The organism is Vulgatibacter sp. (assembly GCF_041687135.1).
Taxonomy (GTDB): domain Bacteria; phylum Myxococcota; class Myxococcia; order Myxococcales; family Vulgatibacteraceae; genus JAWLCN01.
Map to the genome: position 1 here is coordinate 172,935 of NZ_JAWLCN010000006.1, position 14,021 is coordinate 186,955.

The window sequence follows — 14,021 nt, forward strand, 5'->3', positions numbered from 1 at the left end:
AGTGCGGATCGCGCTCTACGGCGGCTCGTTCAACCCGCCCCACGTCGGCCACCTGCTCGTCGTCTCCTACGTGCTCGCCACCGCGGAGGTGGACGAGATCTGGCTGATGCCCTCCTACCGCCACCCCTTCGGCAAGGAGCTCGCGCCCTTCGTCGATCGGGTGGAAATGTGCTCTCGGGTCGCCGCGGTCTTCCGGCGCGGCGTGGCGGTGAGCTCGGTGGAGTCGGAGGTGCCGGGGGAGGGCCGCACGGTCGACACCCTCGAATACCTGGTGGAGCGGCACCCCTCGTGTTCGTTCCGGCTGGTGATCGGCTCGGACATCCTGGACGACACGCCGAAGTGGAAGGCGTGGGACCGGGTGAAGGAGCTGGCGCCGCCGCTGCTGATCGCGCGGGGCGGGCATCCGCATCCCGAGGCGCAGGGGCCGGAGATGCCCGCGGTGTCGAGCACCGAGGTGCGGGGCCGGCTCGCCAGCGGCGCTGGGGCGGAGGCGCTGGTGCCGAAGGCGGTGCTGGAATACGTGCGGGCCCGCCGGCTCTACGGCACCGGCGGCTGAAGATCGCGATCTTCAGCGGCGGCGGATCGGCTTGCGGAGGAGCTTGTCGATCCGCTCGAGGCCCTCGGGATCGGCCGCGCCCTGCTGCGCCGCGATCTCCAGGGCCCTGGCGGAGAGCGCGACGTAGGCGGCGTATTGCGGCAGCTCGCGCAGCGCGGCGAGGTGGGCCTGCACCACCGCCGCGTCGCCGCGGGCCACCGGGCCGGTGAGCGCGTCGGGGAGGCCGGTGCGCTGCAGGTTCTCGAGGGACGAAGCCAGCAGCGGCAGCAGCGCCGCGAGGGCCTGCTCCCTGGCAACGCCAGTGGAGGCGAGGAGCTCTGCGGCGAGATCCGCCAGGGCGACGAGGCCGTTGGCGGCGAGGCTCGCCGCCGCGTGGTAGCGGACCCTGCCTGCTGCGGGAACCTGGAGCGGCCGCAGGCCCACCGTCCGTGCCACCCGGCGCAGGAGCCGCGCCGCAGCGGGGACGCCGTCGATCGCCGCGGCCTTGCCGGTGAGCTGCACCGCACCGGGGCTGGCAGCGACGAGGGGGTGGAGCGAGCCGATCGCGGCGCCGGCAGCCGCCGCCGCCTGCAGGGGCTCGAGATCGAGGGCGCCGGCGCAATGGGCCACCACCTGGCCCCTGCCGACGAGGCCACGCTGCGCCAGATCCGTCGCCACCGCGGCGATGGCGCGATCGGGCACGGTGAGGAGCACGAGCTTCGCTCCCTCGACCTCGGTGGGCACGCCGCCGCTGCGCAGGGTGACGCCGGGCAGCCGCCGGCGGGTGGGCGTGCGGCTCCAGGCCTGCACCTGCCAGCCGTGGGCGGCGAGGGCCCGGGCGAGGGCGGTGCCGAGGCGACCGAGCCCCACCACGAAGACGGTGGGGCGCCTTGGCGTGCGCTCGAGGCGCGGCACGCGGGAAACGGAACGCTGGTGGACGGTGCGGGCGCTGCGGCGGACCATGTTCGAGACATAGCGCGCCGCGGCGGACGGGGCACGCACGGATCGCGTTGCGCGCCGGCGTTCGCTGCGCCAAGGTCTGCGGCCATGCGCACCGTCCATACGACGCTCGGCGGATTGACCTGCCACGTGGTCGAGGAGCCGGGCACCAGGCCCGACCTCGCCGTGATCCTCTGCCACGGCTTCGGCGCCACCGGCGACGACCTCGCGCCCTTCGCAGCGGAGATCGCGGCGCGGCTCCCGGCGGTGCGGGGGCGGGTGCGCTTCGTCTTTCCCGAAGCACCGCTCACCCTGGGCGACCTGGGCTACGGGACGTCGCGGGCGTGGTGGATGATCGATCTCCAGTCGATCGCCGCCCGCCGCGCTGGCGACGGCGAGGCGCTCCGTCGCTACCGGCAGGAGACGCCCGAGGGGCTCGGCCATGCGCGGCGGCTCCTCCGCGGCGCCGTCGATCAGCTCCTCGGCGAAACGGGGCTCGGTTTCGGGCAGGTGGTGCTGGGCGGCTTCTCGCAGGGATCGATGCTCACCCTCGATCTCGCGCTGCGCCTCGACGAGCCGCCGGCGGCGCTCTGGGCCCTCTCCGGCACCCTGATCGCCGAGCCCGAGTGGCGCCGGCTCGCGCCGCGGCGCAAGGGGCTCCACGTGGTGCAGAGCCACGGGACGCTCGATCCGATCCTGCCCTTCGAGAACGCCGTGGCGCTGCGCGATCTGCTGATCGAGTCGGGGCTGGAGGTGGATTTCCTCTCGTTCCCCGGCGAGCACACCATCCCGCCCACCGCCCTCGACAAGCTGATCGGATCGCTCACCGGCCTGCTCGCCGCGAAGTAGCTAGACGCGGAAGGCGAGGTCGTCGCCCTGCACGGTGGCGTGGACTGCCGCGCCGTCGGCGATGGCGCCGCGGAGGATCGCCTCGGCGAGGGGCGCCTCGATCTCGCGCTGGATCGCCTGGCGCATCGGCCGCGCGCCGAGGGTCGGATCCCAGCCGCCGCGGTCGAGGAGCCGCTCGATCACCGCGTCGTCGAAGTGGACGGCGATGCGCCGCTCCGCAGCGATCCGCTTCGCCGAGTCGGCGAGGAGCAGGCGCGCGATCTGCGCCACCTCGTCGCGCCGCAGGGGCTCGAAGAGGCAGCGGTCGTCGATCCGGTTCCAGAGCTCGGGGGGCAGCTGCGCCCGCGCCGCTTCCAGCGCCCGGGATCCCTTCGCGCCCTCGTCCTGCGCCGCGGCGCCGAAGCCCATCCGCGGCGCGGAGCGCTCGGTGAAGGCCTCCGCGCCCAGATTCGAGGTGAGGATCACGATGCTCTGGGTGAAGTCGATCGCCTTGCCGCGGGCGTCGGTGAGCCGGCCCTCGTCGAGGACCTGGAGCAGGAGGAGGAGCACGTCGCGGTGCGCCTTCTCGATCTCGTCGAAGAGGACCACGCTGGCAGGGCGCCGGCGCACCGCCTCGGTGAGCTGCCCGCCCTCGCCGTGGCCCACGTAGCCCGGCGGCGCGCCGATGAGCCTCGCCACGCTGTGCGACTCGCCGAGCTCGCTCATGTCGACGCGGACCAGGGCGCCCTCGCTGCCGTGGAGCACCTCGGCGATCGCCTTGGCCAGCTCGGTCTTGCCCACGCCGGTGGGGCCGAGGAAGAGGAAGGAGCCCATCGGCCTGCGGGCGCCGAAGCCGGCGTAGTTGCGCCGGATCGCCGCGGCGACCTTCGCGATCGTCTCGCGGTGGCCCATCACCCGCCCGCCGAGATCCGCCTCGAGGCGGAGCAGCTTCTCGCGATCGTCGAGGAGGAGCCGGTCGAGGGGAACGGCTGCGATCCGCGAGACCACCGCGGCGATGGCGCGCACGTCGACCCGGTCGCCGCCGGCCCGTGCGGTGCGGGAGCCGGCGAGATCGAGGAGGCCGATCGCCTTGTCGGGGAGCTGCCGGTCGGGGATGTAGCGGGCCGAGAGCTGCGCCGCAGCCTGCAGCGCCTCGTCGTCGTAGGCCACGCCGTGATGCCTGGCGTAGCGGGGCGCGAGGCCGCGGAGGATCTCCACCGTCTGCGCCAAGGTGGGCTCGTCCACCCGCACCGGCGTGAAGCGCCGCTCGAGGGCGGGATCGCTCTCGACATATTTGCGGTACTCGTCCCAGGTGGTGGCGCCGATGCAGGGGAACTCGCCGCGGGCGAGCGCGGTCTTGAGCTCGTTGGCTGCGTCCTGGGGACCGTCGCCGGAGGAGCCGGCGCCCACCACGGTGTGGAGCTCGTCGAGGAAGACGACCACGCGGCCGCCGGCGGCGCGGACCTCCTCCTTGATCGCGCCGAGGCGCTCGGAGAAGGAGCCGCGCAGGGAGGTGCCGGCGACGAGGCCGCCCATCTCCAGCTCGACCAGGAGCCGCGGCGCCACGCCTGTGCGGGTGGCGGCGAGGAGCTGCTGGGCCACGCCCTCGACCACCGCGGTCTTGCCCACGCCGGGATCGCCGACGAGGACCGGGTTGTTGCCGCGGCGCTTGCCGAGGATGTCGACCACCTCGTCGACTTCGCGCTCGCGGCCGATCACCGGATCGAGGCGGCCCTGCGCCGCAGCTTCGGTGAGGTTGCGGCCGAAGGTGGCGAGCTGCGGGAAGACCGCCGGATCGAGGGCTAGCTCCGCGGTAGAGAAGCGGCGGGGCGTCGCAGCTGCGTGGATGCGGGCCACCGGATCGGGCTTCGCTGCGGGCGCGGGCGCGGCTGCGCGCGCGATCGGTTCCGGCGGAGGCGCGATGGGCGCTGCTGCACGTGGGGTCGACGCAGGCGGTGGTGCGGCAGGCGGCGTCGCGCTGGGTCGCGCTGCGGTAAGGCCGGGGGCCGCTGGCGTTGCGGGCGGTGGCGCCATCCGCGGCGCCGGCGGCTCGGCAGGCTGCGCGGCCCGATCGATTGGCGTCCGCCGCGCGGTCGCGGCCCGGGGCCTCGGCGGCTCGGTGCGCGTCGGCGCCAGCGCCGCCTCCACCGCCAGCCCCCCCACCGGCTCCATCCCCTTGGGCCTGCGGCCCCCCGTGTACCAGGAGAGGACGGTGTTCCGCAGCGCCGCCAGCGGCAGCCCCGCCTTCACCAGCAGGTCGTAGGCGAGCGTGCCCCGCTGCCGCCCGAAGGCGATGAGCAGGTGGAGCGAATCGGTGGGCGCGCCAACGCCAGCGGCGATCTCCCGGGCCCGGAGGAGCGCCTCCTCCACCTTCGCCGCAGGCTCGTCCGGCGTGCGGGTGAGGCCCGTCACGATCTCCCGATCCCCGATCCCGCGCTCCGCCAGCAGCGCGCCTGCGGCGCAGGGCGTGGTGAAGAGCGCCAGCAGCAGGTGCGCCGTGGTGAGGGGCTGGCCGACCGAAGCGGCGATGTCCTCTGCCTGGGCGAGGATCTGCTGGATCTCACGGGTCTCGGGCATGGCGATATCGCTTGGCTAGCAGGCCGGAAAGCAGCCGGACAACCGGCATGCGCCGCGCCCCCTGTGGATAAGGAGGGGGCTTGGCGCTATCGTGCGCCCGTGAACACTGCACCCCTCGTCATCGGCGTCGCCGGTGGGACGGCCTCCGGCAAGACCACCGTGGCCCGGCGCATCGCCGAGGCCCTCGGCGAGACCTGCACCCTGCTCGATCAGGACGCCTACTACCGCGACCTCTCCGACCTCTCGGTGGAGGAGCGCGCCGAGGTCAACTTCGACCACCCGGACGCCTTCGACGTGCCGCTGCTGGTCGAGCACCTCCGGGCCCTGAAGCGCGGCGAGGCGGGGGAGAAGCCGGTCTACTCCTTCGCCGCCCACAACCGCGAGGCGCGGACGGAGCGGGTGGTGCCGGGCAGGGTGGTGCTCCTCGAGGGGATCCTGGTGCTGGGGATCGAGGCGATCCGCGACCAGATCGACGTGAAGATCTACGTCGACACCGAGGACGACGTGCGTGTGCTCCGCCGCCTCACCCGCGACGTGAAGGAGCGCGGCCGCGACTTCGACGGCGTCGTCTCGCAGTACCTGCGCACGGTGCGGCCGATGCACTACGGCTTCGTCGAGCCCTCGAAGCGCCACGCCCACATCATCATTCCGCACGGTGGCAGCAACACCATCGCCGTCGACATGGTGGTGGGCGCGATCCGCGGCAGGCTCGCTTCGCCCGAGCAGTAGGAATCCTTTCCCCGCCTGCGCGCATCCAAGGTCTCCACGCCGGGACGCCGGAGATGAGGAGCCTCGTGATGGAGAAGAACGTCGGCGCGCAGTGGGACGAGCGGTTTTCGAACGAGGAGTACGTCTACGGCACCGAGCCGAACGACTTCCTCCGCGAGCGGGCGCCCACCTTCCCGGAAGGCGCCAGCATCCTCTCCCTCGGCGAAGGGGAGGGGCGCAACGCCGCCTTCCTCGCGGGCCTCGGCCATCGGGTCACCGCGGTCGACGCCTCCGCGGTGGGGCTGGCCAAGGCGAAGACACTCGCCGAATCCCGCGGCCGCTCGATCGAGACGGTCCACGCCGATCTCTCGGCCTTCGCCATCGAGCCGGCGCGCTGGGACGTGGTCCACGCCATCTTCTGCCACCTGCCGGCGCCGCTGCGGCGGCAGGTCCACCGGGCGGCGGTGGCGGGCTTGAAGCCCGGCGGGCGCCTCGTCCTCGAGGCCTACACGCCGGCGCAGCTCGGGTTCCGCACGGGAGGTCCGCCGGTGCGCGAGCTCCTCTACACGCTGGACGAACTCCGCGAGGATTTCGCGGGACTCGATCTCGAGGTGGCCCGGGAGATCGAGCGGGAGGTGGTGGAGGGCAGGCTCCACCACGGCCGCGCGGCGGTGGTGCAGATCGCGGGGCGCAAGCCCGGGGTGTGAGCGCGCGCCGGCGGCAAGGAAGTTGGAAGGGCCGTGCCCCCGTGCTAGGCACGACGGCATGCGTGCCTTCCTCGTAGCGCTCCTGCTCGCCACCGCCTGCACCAGGACCGAAGCGCCGCCCCCGGCACCGCCGCCGGATCCGCTGGCGGAGCAGCGGATCGCGGCGATGACGCGCAGCCTCGAGGCCGTCGGGGTCAAGGTGACCGAGGTGGAGCAGCTGCGCAGCCTGCGGGAATTCCCCAACTGCGTCGACGCACAGCTCCGCTACCGGATCCACTTTGGCGCGTCGCCGCGCTTCGTCAACGTTTCGCGCTTCGCCAAACCCGAGGAGGCACGGGCCTGTCTCGAGGATTTCAAGGCGACGGCCCTCAAGGCGGGGCCTTCCGCCTGGGATCGGCTCGGCCCCACCATCTCCACCAACGGGCCGTGGCTCTACCTCTTCCCGCAGGACCTGACCGACGGGGCGCTCCGCAAGAAGGTCGTGCAGGCGCTGCAGCACGTGCAGTAGCGGCCCGGTGAATCTGCGGGAGCGGCGGACGTCGAGCACGGCATCGACGCACGGCGCGCCGTGCACGGAGGTCGGATGCGCTATCCCCTGGTTGCACTGCTCCCCTTGATCGTTGCCGGCTGTGCCGGCTCCCGGCCGGTGCCGGACGAGGAGCCCGGCGCCGTTCCCGTTCCCGAGGAGACCGAGGAGGCGCCGCCGGCAGGTGGCCCCGCGGTGGCGGTGCCGGTGGAGCCGGGCTACGAGCCGGCGCCGGACGAGCCTGCGACGGAGGAGCCGGAGGAGCCGGAAGCGATCCCCGAGGACGAGAGCGGTGCCGGCGAGCCGCAGGGCACCGTCGATCTGCCGCCACAGGGCGAGGAGACCTGGGTGGCCCCGGAGATCCGCACCCTCGCCGAAGCGCTGCAGCAGGCCGAGGTGCCGCCGAGCGCGGTCTACTACGTGGGCGGCACCAACGCCGCCGGCTGCATGGAGCTCTACACCTTCCGCTTCTACTACGGCGAGCGCACCCGCTACGCCGACGTGGCCGGCTTCGAGCGCCTCACCGACGCGGAGGAATGCCAGCAGCTGGTGGAGCAGCGCGGCGGCCTCGTCCCCGATCGGATCGGCGTCTTCCTCGTCGACTTCTCCGACGAGGTCGCAGGCGAGATGGAGATCCGCCGCAGCGTCGTCGACGGCGTGGGCAACCTGCCGGTGGGCAAGGCCACGCCGATCCCGAAGGCCACCACGCCCTTCGGCGCCGAGCCGGGCACGGTGGTGCGCAAGCGCCAGCCGCCGCCGGCGGGATGAGTGCGGCGGACAATCTCGAGGTACAGTGATGGCCGATCGGGTCACCAGCTCGTGTCGTGACGCAGCTCGGTACCTTTTCGCACATTGATCATCGAATTACCGGTAACCGTCCTCGGCTGAAGCGCTGGTCGGCCTGCGCCGGGCACTTCCGCCGGCTGAGCTGCCGCCCGATCCCGGGCGGCAGCTCAACGCTATTCGGAGCGTGGCTCGTAATCCCAGCCGAACGGGGTGCCGATCGACTCGAACGACGCCAGGTCGTAGCGGTAGACCGCATCCACCCGCCGATAGTGCATGCCGAGCGGCGTCTGGGTCACGTAGAGATGGCGGTCGGTCAGCGCGATCTTGTGGACCGTGTGATCGGGCAACGACGCGATCCGCCGCGCCACCCAGGCACCACCTTGGGCGAGAAGGACGTGTGTGTACTCATCGAGATCCTCGTCGGGGATGCGGTAGTGGTGCACCACCGCTGCCACGTGATCCCCCCACGTGGCGAGCGCCGATACGAAGAGCTTCTCGTCGAGGATGGGGCTCGTCGGATGCTGCTGGCCGTCGGTACCGATCAGGCGGAATCGGCCACCGGGCTGATCGAGGTCGCAGCCGCGTAGCCCGTCGGGCACCACGGCCCACGTGGCGAGCGTCGCGTCGCCTGCCGCCACCCTGCAGACGTCGGCATCCGGCTCCGTTGCGCGGAGCGTTGGCTCATCGTTCCCCGGTGCCCAGGAACGCAGCCTCGAGCCGATTTCACTGCGCTCCAGCTCCGACCAGACCACCTGCGTGCCGGTGGAGATGGCCGCCGCGAGAGAGACGGCCTCCAGCGGATCGACCTCCACGAGCTCGGTCGATCCGGCCTCGCGCGAGGCGCGCAGGTTTCCGCCGTGGCCGACGACGAGGTGGCCGGTCGCCTCGAGTGCGTGGCGATACCAGATGCCGATCTGCTGGAGCGGGGTCCAGGGGGCGAGCCAGCGCCATGCACCCGTCTCCGGGTCGAGCAGGCCGATCGCCTCCATCACCGTCCCGTCGTCGCCGAACGAATACTTCCGCCCGAGCGACTGCTCGCCGAGCAACGAGCCGAGGCAGCTGCCCCCTGCGCTCTCTGCACGGGTGCGCCGAAGTGCAGCGAATGTGGTGCCATCGCTGAGGTCGATGTGCCGGTCGATGACCACGAGGCCCAAGGGCGTCTCGGGCAGCACGTTGGACACCGCGAGGTAGGTGCGGCTCTCGCCGCCCACGACGCGAGAGGTGAGTTCGGCCGTGGCTGCGAATTCGCCCAGGCCGGCGACGACATCCGCCCGCTCGCACCCGGAACCGCAGGGCTCCCAGCGCAGCGGCGGCGCCTCGAGCCGTTCGGCGCGTCCCTGCTCGATTCGGCAATCGGAGGAAAAATACGCCGCACCGGGCAGGGGCTGCCAGGTCTCCTCTGCGAGGATCCAGGCGGGGACTTCGGCCGCGGTGCCGCCGCTGCCGCCCGTTGCGACGCCGCCGGCACCACCAGGGGCCGTGGCTCCCGCGGATCCGCCAGCTGCGACCTGCCCGCCCGTGCCGCCTTCGCCCTGCGAACCCGCCGCGCCGGGGGAGCCCCCCCGCTCCGCCTCGGAGGAGGCGGAGCCTGGGGGGCACCCGAGGGTGCAGAGGGACGCGAACGCGATGGCGATCAGAGCCCCGCGCATGGCCCCTCGTCGACGCAGCGGTGGGGGGCGAGTTCGACGTACGAGAGCCCGGCACCCTCCACGGCGATCGCTGCCACCGGTGCGAACGGGCCCATCACCGGCTCGTCGATCAGCAGGCCCGGCGCCGTCGCGGTTCCCTCGAGGGCGAGTGTGTCGGCGCTCAACCGGGCGATCCACGCGTGGACCTCCGACTCGGCGGCGGTGACCGCAAGCGTCGCAGCGCCGAGCACGTGCAGCGAGTGCCGGTCGAATGAACCCGCAACTCTCGACACGATGCGCATCTGATCTCCGTGAAAATATGTGCCAACCGAGGCCGGATGCGAGACCCACGATGTCAGAAGCTGCCTCTCCTGCTCAACGTTCGCGCTGCGTCAACGCTGTCGCATGGCTTTCGAGCTGCGCGAGATCGATGCGGATGATTCTCTCGAGAGAGGAATCGTGCCTGTCTCGATCCCGTATCCCGAAGTACAGGGCATCAGCGTCCAGGGCGAGCGTTCCATGCGGGATGTCCTCCGCAGGATCGAGCCGCAACAACCATGCGCCGCCGTCCGACGAACGCACGACAGCAATTCCAGCGGCCTGGATGCTGTTACCGTCGAGGAAGTTGATGTGGGCGGCGGAGTAGTCGCCGCTTCGGACAGCGCGCTCGTCGAAGATGAAAGGCTCGAGTTCGTAGCTCGTCGATCGAGCAGGCACGCCAGAAGCCGAAACTTCGTTCGTGTGGAGGAGGTTCGCCGCATGCCAACAGGAGGACGTCCCCGCGGCATCGCTACCCCAGAAAAGAGAGACAGAATCGTCGGTGTCTGGGGCGACGAGGCAGGCTCGCTCATCGAGCTGGACCACAGCTGTTGCTGCCCCCTCATCCGTCAGCCTGCGAAGAACATAGCCCCCCGAGGCATGGTCCTCCACCCAGGTGACCCGCACGTCGCCCGACGAACCGTGGACCTTTCCGGTGCTCTCGATGCGCCTTCCCCCTGTGGCCAGTTCGATGGAGGCGATTGCACCGAAGCAGTCGAGTGCGAACCGGCCACCAGCCAATCCCAAGGGGACGCAGACAGCGGAGTCGCGTTCGAATTCATGCGACCAGACTCTACCGGCTTCCGTTGCGACACTACCGGACCGGAGTCTGCGCCCATCGCTCAACACCGCCATGATCATGTCGGCGGTGCCTGAGCGAGAGCCCGCGGCAGCGCATGCTGCCGTCTCTCCTGGACCGTTATCCTTGTACCTGAAGCCGTCGCGCACCTCGCCGTCTAGGAGGTCGATAAGAAGCTTCAGCCCGTAGATTCCATCCTGGTGCCTGATAGGTGTGAACGTACTCAGAGCTACCGAACCCGCGTAGCTGACCAACGAGGGTAGAGCGCGCCGCTCGAGAAGTCCGCTTACGTCCAGTTGCCGGCATCCATCGCCGCACGCTTCCCAACGCAACGAGAGGGGAGCGGGATAGATGAGCGGGCGGTCCACCTGGCAGTTCGGCCGCCACTGCTCCGTCTGCGGCACGGCCTCCCAGAGAGCTTCGTCGGCCATCCACTCGCCCAGGGTCGCAGGCCGGGCGAGCTGGTTGCCGCCGGTGCCTCCCGCGCCTGCGCCGCCACCTCCCGCGCCTCCATGCGCGCCGGCGGTACCAGCCCCGCCGCCAGCGGCTCTCGATCCCGAGGGCGTGTCCACGCAAGCCGCCACTGTCATGCACGCCAACGCGATCAAGCCGACTGATTTCCGCACGCGAGCGACCTCGATGGGGTGAGGGGCACGTGGATAGCCCAGCACATTCCATCATGGGCTGCATCGCTGCGGGGAACGGTATCGCCATGCATGCGTTCGCACGGGAGCACTGCCCAACGCCCCAGTGATGGCGTGGGGACCGTGCTCGGGCCGCGGCTGGCTGTTAGAAGCCCGCGCCGATCCCGAGGTAGGCGCGGTGGCCGCCGCCCAGCTCCACGTCGAAGCCGTAGCCGTAGCCGAGGCGCACCGTGCCGCCCAGGTTGCCGGCGAGCACGTTCCAGCGGAGCTCGCCGCCTGCAGCCGGATGTACGGCGCGGGTGCCCAGGCCGTCGAAGGCGTCGCCCGCCTCGGCGAAGAGCGCGCCGGAGAGCTGCCCCGCGTAGAGCGGCAGGGTCCAGGCGCCTGCGTCGGCACGCCAGATCGGGAAGCGGTATTCGAGGGTGCCGAGCACGAGGTTCGAGCCGGCGAAGGCGCCGGGCTCGTAGCCACGCAGCACCGCGGTCCCGAGGAAGCGGCCGGTGTAGAGCAGATCGAGGAGCGGATCGCGCAGCGTCGGCCCGCCCAGCGAGAAGAGCCGGCGGTTGCCGAGATCACCCTGGCCGAGGCCCACCCGCCCCAGCACCGCGAGGACGTGGTGCTTCGCCCACGGCAGGCGCAGGTAGGCGCCGCCGCTCAGGTCGAGGGCCGCGTAGGAGAAGTCGCTGCCGAGGGCCTCGCTGCCGAAGCGGGTGCCGATCGAGAAGCCGACGCCGTCCTCCGGCGAGATCGCGTCGGCGGGGCGCTCGGTGGAGCCGAAGCCGAAGCCGAACTGCAGCTCCGAGGCGAGGCCCGCCTCCGGCGCGTCGTCGGGATCGACCGCCAGCGGCTCGAGCCAGTTGCCCTCGTAGCCCACCGTGAAGGAATGGGAGCGCCGCGTATTGCCCCAGGGGAAGGTGAGGGAGGCGGCAGCGCCGCTGGCCCGCTCGGTGGTGCCGGCCGGGAAGCCCGGCACCGAGCGGTAGCTCGTGCTGGCGCCGAAGCCGAAGCGCGGGAACCAGCCGCCGTAGCCGTAGCCCAGCGCACCCTGCGGCTGCCCCGAGTTCAGCCCCATGCCCGCAGCCAGCGACCAGGCGTGCAGGCCCACCATGTCGCTGCCGGCGATCGAGGCGCCGATCACCGTGCCGGCGGTGTCGGCGGCGAGGTAGGGGAACCAGGTCTGCGGCGCGATCGTCTCCAACGGATCGTAGGCGCGCACCGGGTAGAGCGCGCCGTCGGTCGGGGCGAGGGGCTGCGGGCGCTGCTCCACGTGGACGCTCGCCGGCCGCGGCTCGAGCGAGGCGAGCGGCGCCGCCGCCACGTCGAAGCCGTAGGAGGAATAGGTGGTCCAGGCGAGCCAGGTGCCGTCGGGCGAGACGTCGGGCTGGAAGGCGCCGGTGAGCACGTTGGTGAGCTGCACCGTCTCGCCGCTCGCGAGATCGAGGCGGTAGAGGTTGAAGACGCCGCTGCGATCGCTGGCGAAGATCACCGCGTCGCCGTCCGGCGTGAAGGTCGGATCGAGATCGAGGGCGCCGTCGTCGGTGAGCTGGCGCAGGGCGCCGCTCTCGCGGTCGAGCAGGAAGAGATCGCGGCCATGGGCAGGGCGCGTGCGTCCGAAGACGATCCGGCTGCCGTCCCGGGAGAAGCGCGGCGTGTAGACCTGGAGCGCGCCCGGGTCGTGGAGGATCGTCGCGTCCGCTGCGCCGTCGAGGGCGAGGGTGGCGAGCCGAGTGCGTCCCTGCCCGCGCTGGACGAAGACCGCGGTGGTCCCGACCACGTCGACCTCGGAGGCGCGCAGGCCGTGGGTGAGGCGGCGCTCGCCGTCTTCGTCCACGCGGAAGAGATCGCCGTAGTACTCGTAGGCCCGGAAGACCTCGCCGCGGGCGAGGAGCACGCCGCCGTCCGGCAGCGGGGCGATCTCGCCGGTGGTGCCGAGGTCGTGGATCTCCTCGTCCTCGAGGGTCTCGCGATCGATCCGCCGCAGCCACGGCCGGCGATGGGCGGAGGCCTCCACGTAGAAGATCGAGCGGCCGTCCTGCGCCCAGCGCGGTCCCATCGTGCGCTCGCCGTGGCGGGTGCGGAGCTTCGGCTCGGTGAGCGGCGCCGCCTTTTCGATCGCCTCCGCCTGCGACGCGTAGCGCACCCGCAGCGAGCGAGCCCACTCGTCGTAGAGCTCGATCCAGTCGACCTCGGCCGCGGTGCGCAGATCGACGTTGGTCGACCAGGGGATGAAGTTCCCGCCGTATTCGTGGCTGTAGCGGAGAAGGACCTCGTCGCCGCGGGTGGCGGCGAGGTGCTCCATCAACCTGCCGCCGTAGAGGTACCAGGCGGTGCCCCAGGGCCAGCGGCCGGGGCCGCTGGAGAGCTGGCCGAGATCGAGGAGGCGATCCTCGAGCACGTCCGCCCGCAGGTACATCTCGAAGAGCGCCGAGCGCACCCGGCCGGCGCTGGAGAGGTGCGACTCCTGGTAGGTGGCGAGCCCCTCGGTCATGAAGCGGGGCTGGGCGCCGTTCGGGATCCAGACGTCGCCGAAGATCCAGTTGAGCCAGGAGGGCAGGCCGTTCACCGTGCCGAGGTGGAGCACGTGCACGTATTCGTGGGCGACGAGGAGGTAGACGTAGTCGTCGTAGTCGCCGAGGACCGAGAGATCGTCGGGGGGCTCGGCGAGCAGGTGGATCTGCGGCCTGCCCGCTGCGGTGGCGGAGCCGTTGGCCGAATCGGTGTCGTCCTCGAGCACCACCTGCGTCTTCCGCTTCGGCTCCGCGCCGAGGAGGGGCACCAGCTTCTCGTGGGCCTTCTCCAGGCTGCGGGCGGCGGAGAGGGCCACGGGGTAGAGCCCCTCGTGGAAGTGGAGGACGAAGTGCGGGGTCTCGAGGGTCTGCCAGCGGTGGTGGGGCGCAGCCGCCCGGGCTGCAGGCGCGGCGAGGAGCAGGGCGCAGGGGAGCGCGACGGCCCCGAGCGCGGGGGCAGCCAGGAGCAGGCGGACGAGGGCGGCGAGGAAGGACGACACGCGGGCTGCCAGGTGCACG

At 71.9% G+C, this 14,021-nt stretch carries 12 protein-coding genes; 6 read left to right on the forward strand and 6 right to left on the reverse strand.

The features are described from left to right. Window position 1 precedes the first annotated feature (1 nt). Entirely contained in the window at window positions 2–556 is a 555-nt protein-coding gene (nadD, locus tag ACESMR_RS15630) for a nicotinate (nicotinamide) nucleotide adenylyltransferase (RefSeq protein WP_373048030.1), read from the forward strand. Window positions 557–568: 12 nt separating this feature from the next. On the opposite strand, the gene ACESMR_RS15635 is transcribed toward nadD, so the two are convergent. Beyond that, entirely contained in the window at window positions 569–1,537 is a 969-nt protein-coding gene (locus tag ACESMR_RS15635) for a DUF2520 domain-containing protein (RefSeq protein ID WP_373048031.1), read from the reverse strand. 45 nt (window positions 1,538–1,582) lie between these two features. On the opposite strand from ACESMR_RS15635, the gene ACESMR_RS15640 reads away from it, so the two are divergent. Further along, complete coding sequence (locus ACESMR_RS15640; RefSeq protein WP_373048032.1) at window positions 1,583–2,323, forward strand: alpha/beta hydrolase; 741 nt, start codon at window positions 1,583–1,585, stop codon at window positions 2,321–2,323. On the opposite strand, the gene ACESMR_RS15645 is transcribed toward ACESMR_RS15640, so the two are convergent. Further along, complete coding sequence (locus ACESMR_RS15645) at window positions 2,324–4,879, reverse strand: AAA family ATPase (protein WP_373048033.1); 2,556 nt, start codon at window positions 4,877–4,879, stop codon at window positions 2,324–2,326. It abuts the gene before it with no gap. Window positions 4,880–4,978: 99 nt separating this feature from the next. Here ACESMR_RS15645 and udk point away from each other — a divergent pair, with 99 nt between their 5' ends. The 4 genes from udk (at window position 4,979) to ACESMR_RS15665 (ending at window position 7,588) form a co-directional block, all read left to right on the forward strand. Continuing rightward, a complete protein-coding gene (udk, locus tag ACESMR_RS15650) occupies window positions 4,979–5,608 on the forward strand; it encodes a uridine kinase (protein ID WP_373048034.1) in 630 nt (209 codons plus the stop codon). A 68-nt stretch (window positions 5,609–5,676) separates the two neighbouring features. Next, window positions 5,677–6,294 (forward strand): class I SAM-dependent methyltransferase, encoded by a 618-nt coding sequence (locus ACESMR_RS15655; protein WP_373048035.1) that lies wholly within the window; start codon window positions 5,677–5,679, stop codon window positions 6,292–6,294. Between the two features lie 58 nt (window positions 6,295–6,352). Then, window positions 6,353–6,802 carry a hypothetical protein gene (locus tag ACESMR_RS15660; RefSeq protein ID WP_373048036.1) on the forward strand — a complete coding sequence of 150 codons (450 nt, stop codon included), beginning with the start codon at window positions 6,353–6,355 and terminating at the stop codon, window positions 6,800–6,802. Between the two features lie 75 nt (window positions 6,803–6,877). Next, on the forward strand, window positions 6,878–7,588 hold the full coding sequence (locus tag ACESMR_RS15665; protein WP_373048037.1) for a hypothetical protein: 711 nt from the start codon (window positions 6,878–6,880) through the stop codon (window positions 7,586–7,588). Between the two features lie 191 nt (window positions 7,589–7,779). Here the strand turns inward: ACESMR_RS15665 and ACESMR_RS15670 are convergent, their stop codons facing one another. The 4 genes from ACESMR_RS15670 to ACESMR_RS15685 form a co-directional block, all read right to left on the reverse strand. Next, window positions 7,780–9,255: a hypothetical protein gene (locus ACESMR_RS15670; protein WP_373048038.1), complete on the reverse strand. Its 1,476-nt coding sequence runs from the start codon at window positions 9,253–9,255 to the stop codon at window positions 7,780–7,782. Then, window positions 9,240–9,536 carry a hypothetical protein gene (locus tag ACESMR_RS15675; RefSeq protein ID WP_373048039.1) on the reverse strand — a complete coding sequence of 99 codons (297 nt, stop codon included), beginning with the start codon at window positions 9,534–9,536 and terminating at the stop codon, window positions 9,240–9,242. The genes ACESMR_RS15670 and ACESMR_RS15675 overlap by 16 nt, the downstream gene beginning before the upstream one ends. Window positions 9,537–9,609: 73 nt before the next feature. Beyond that, entirely contained in the window at window positions 9,610–10,782 is a 1,173-nt protein-coding gene (locus tag ACESMR_RS15680) for a hypothetical protein (RefSeq protein ID WP_373048040.1), read from the reverse strand. A gap of 358 nt (window positions 10,783–11,140) precedes the next feature. After that, the gene (locus ACESMR_RS15685) at window positions 11,141–14,002 is read right to left on the reverse strand and encodes a BamA/TamA family outer membrane protein (RefSeq protein WP_373048041.1); all 2,862 of its coding nucleotides are present in this window, start codon (window positions 14,000–14,002) and stop codon (window positions 11,141–11,143) included. Window positions 14,003–14,021: the final 19 nt, after the last annotated feature.

Coding starts and splice junctions, on each gene's coding strand:
- ACESMR_RS15680 (WP_373048040.1), bottom strand. CDS start 10,782: ATGGCCGACGAAGCTCTCTGGGAGGCCGTGCCGCAGACGGAGCAGTGG.
- ACESMR_RS15665 (WP_373048037.1), top strand. CDS start 6,878: ATGCGCTATCCCCTGGTTGCACTGCTCCCCTTGATCGTTGCCGGCTGT.
- ACESMR_RS15640 (WP_373048032.1), top strand. CDS start 1,583: ATGCGCACCGTCCATACGACGCTCGGCGGATTGACCTGCCACGTGGTC.
- ACESMR_RS15675 (WP_373048039.1), bottom strand. CDS start 9,536: ATGCGCATCGTGTCGAGAGTTGCGGGTTCATTCGACCGGCACTCGCTG.
- ACESMR_RS15670 (WP_373048038.1), bottom strand. CDS start 9,255: ATGCGCGGGGCTCTGATCGCCATCGCGTTCGCGTCCCTCTGCACCCTC.
- ACESMR_RS15660 (WP_373048036.1), top strand. CDS start 6,353: ATGCGTGCCTTCCTCGTAGCGCTCCTGCTCGCCACCGCCTGCACCAGG.
- ACESMR_RS15655 (WP_373048035.1), top strand. CDS start 5,677: ATGGAGAAGAACGTCGGCGCGCAGTGGGACGAGCGGTTTTCGAACGAG.
- ACESMR_RS15645 (WP_373048033.1), bottom strand. CDS start 4,879: ATGCCCGAGACCCGTGAGATCCAGCAGATCCTCGCCCAGGCAGAGGAC.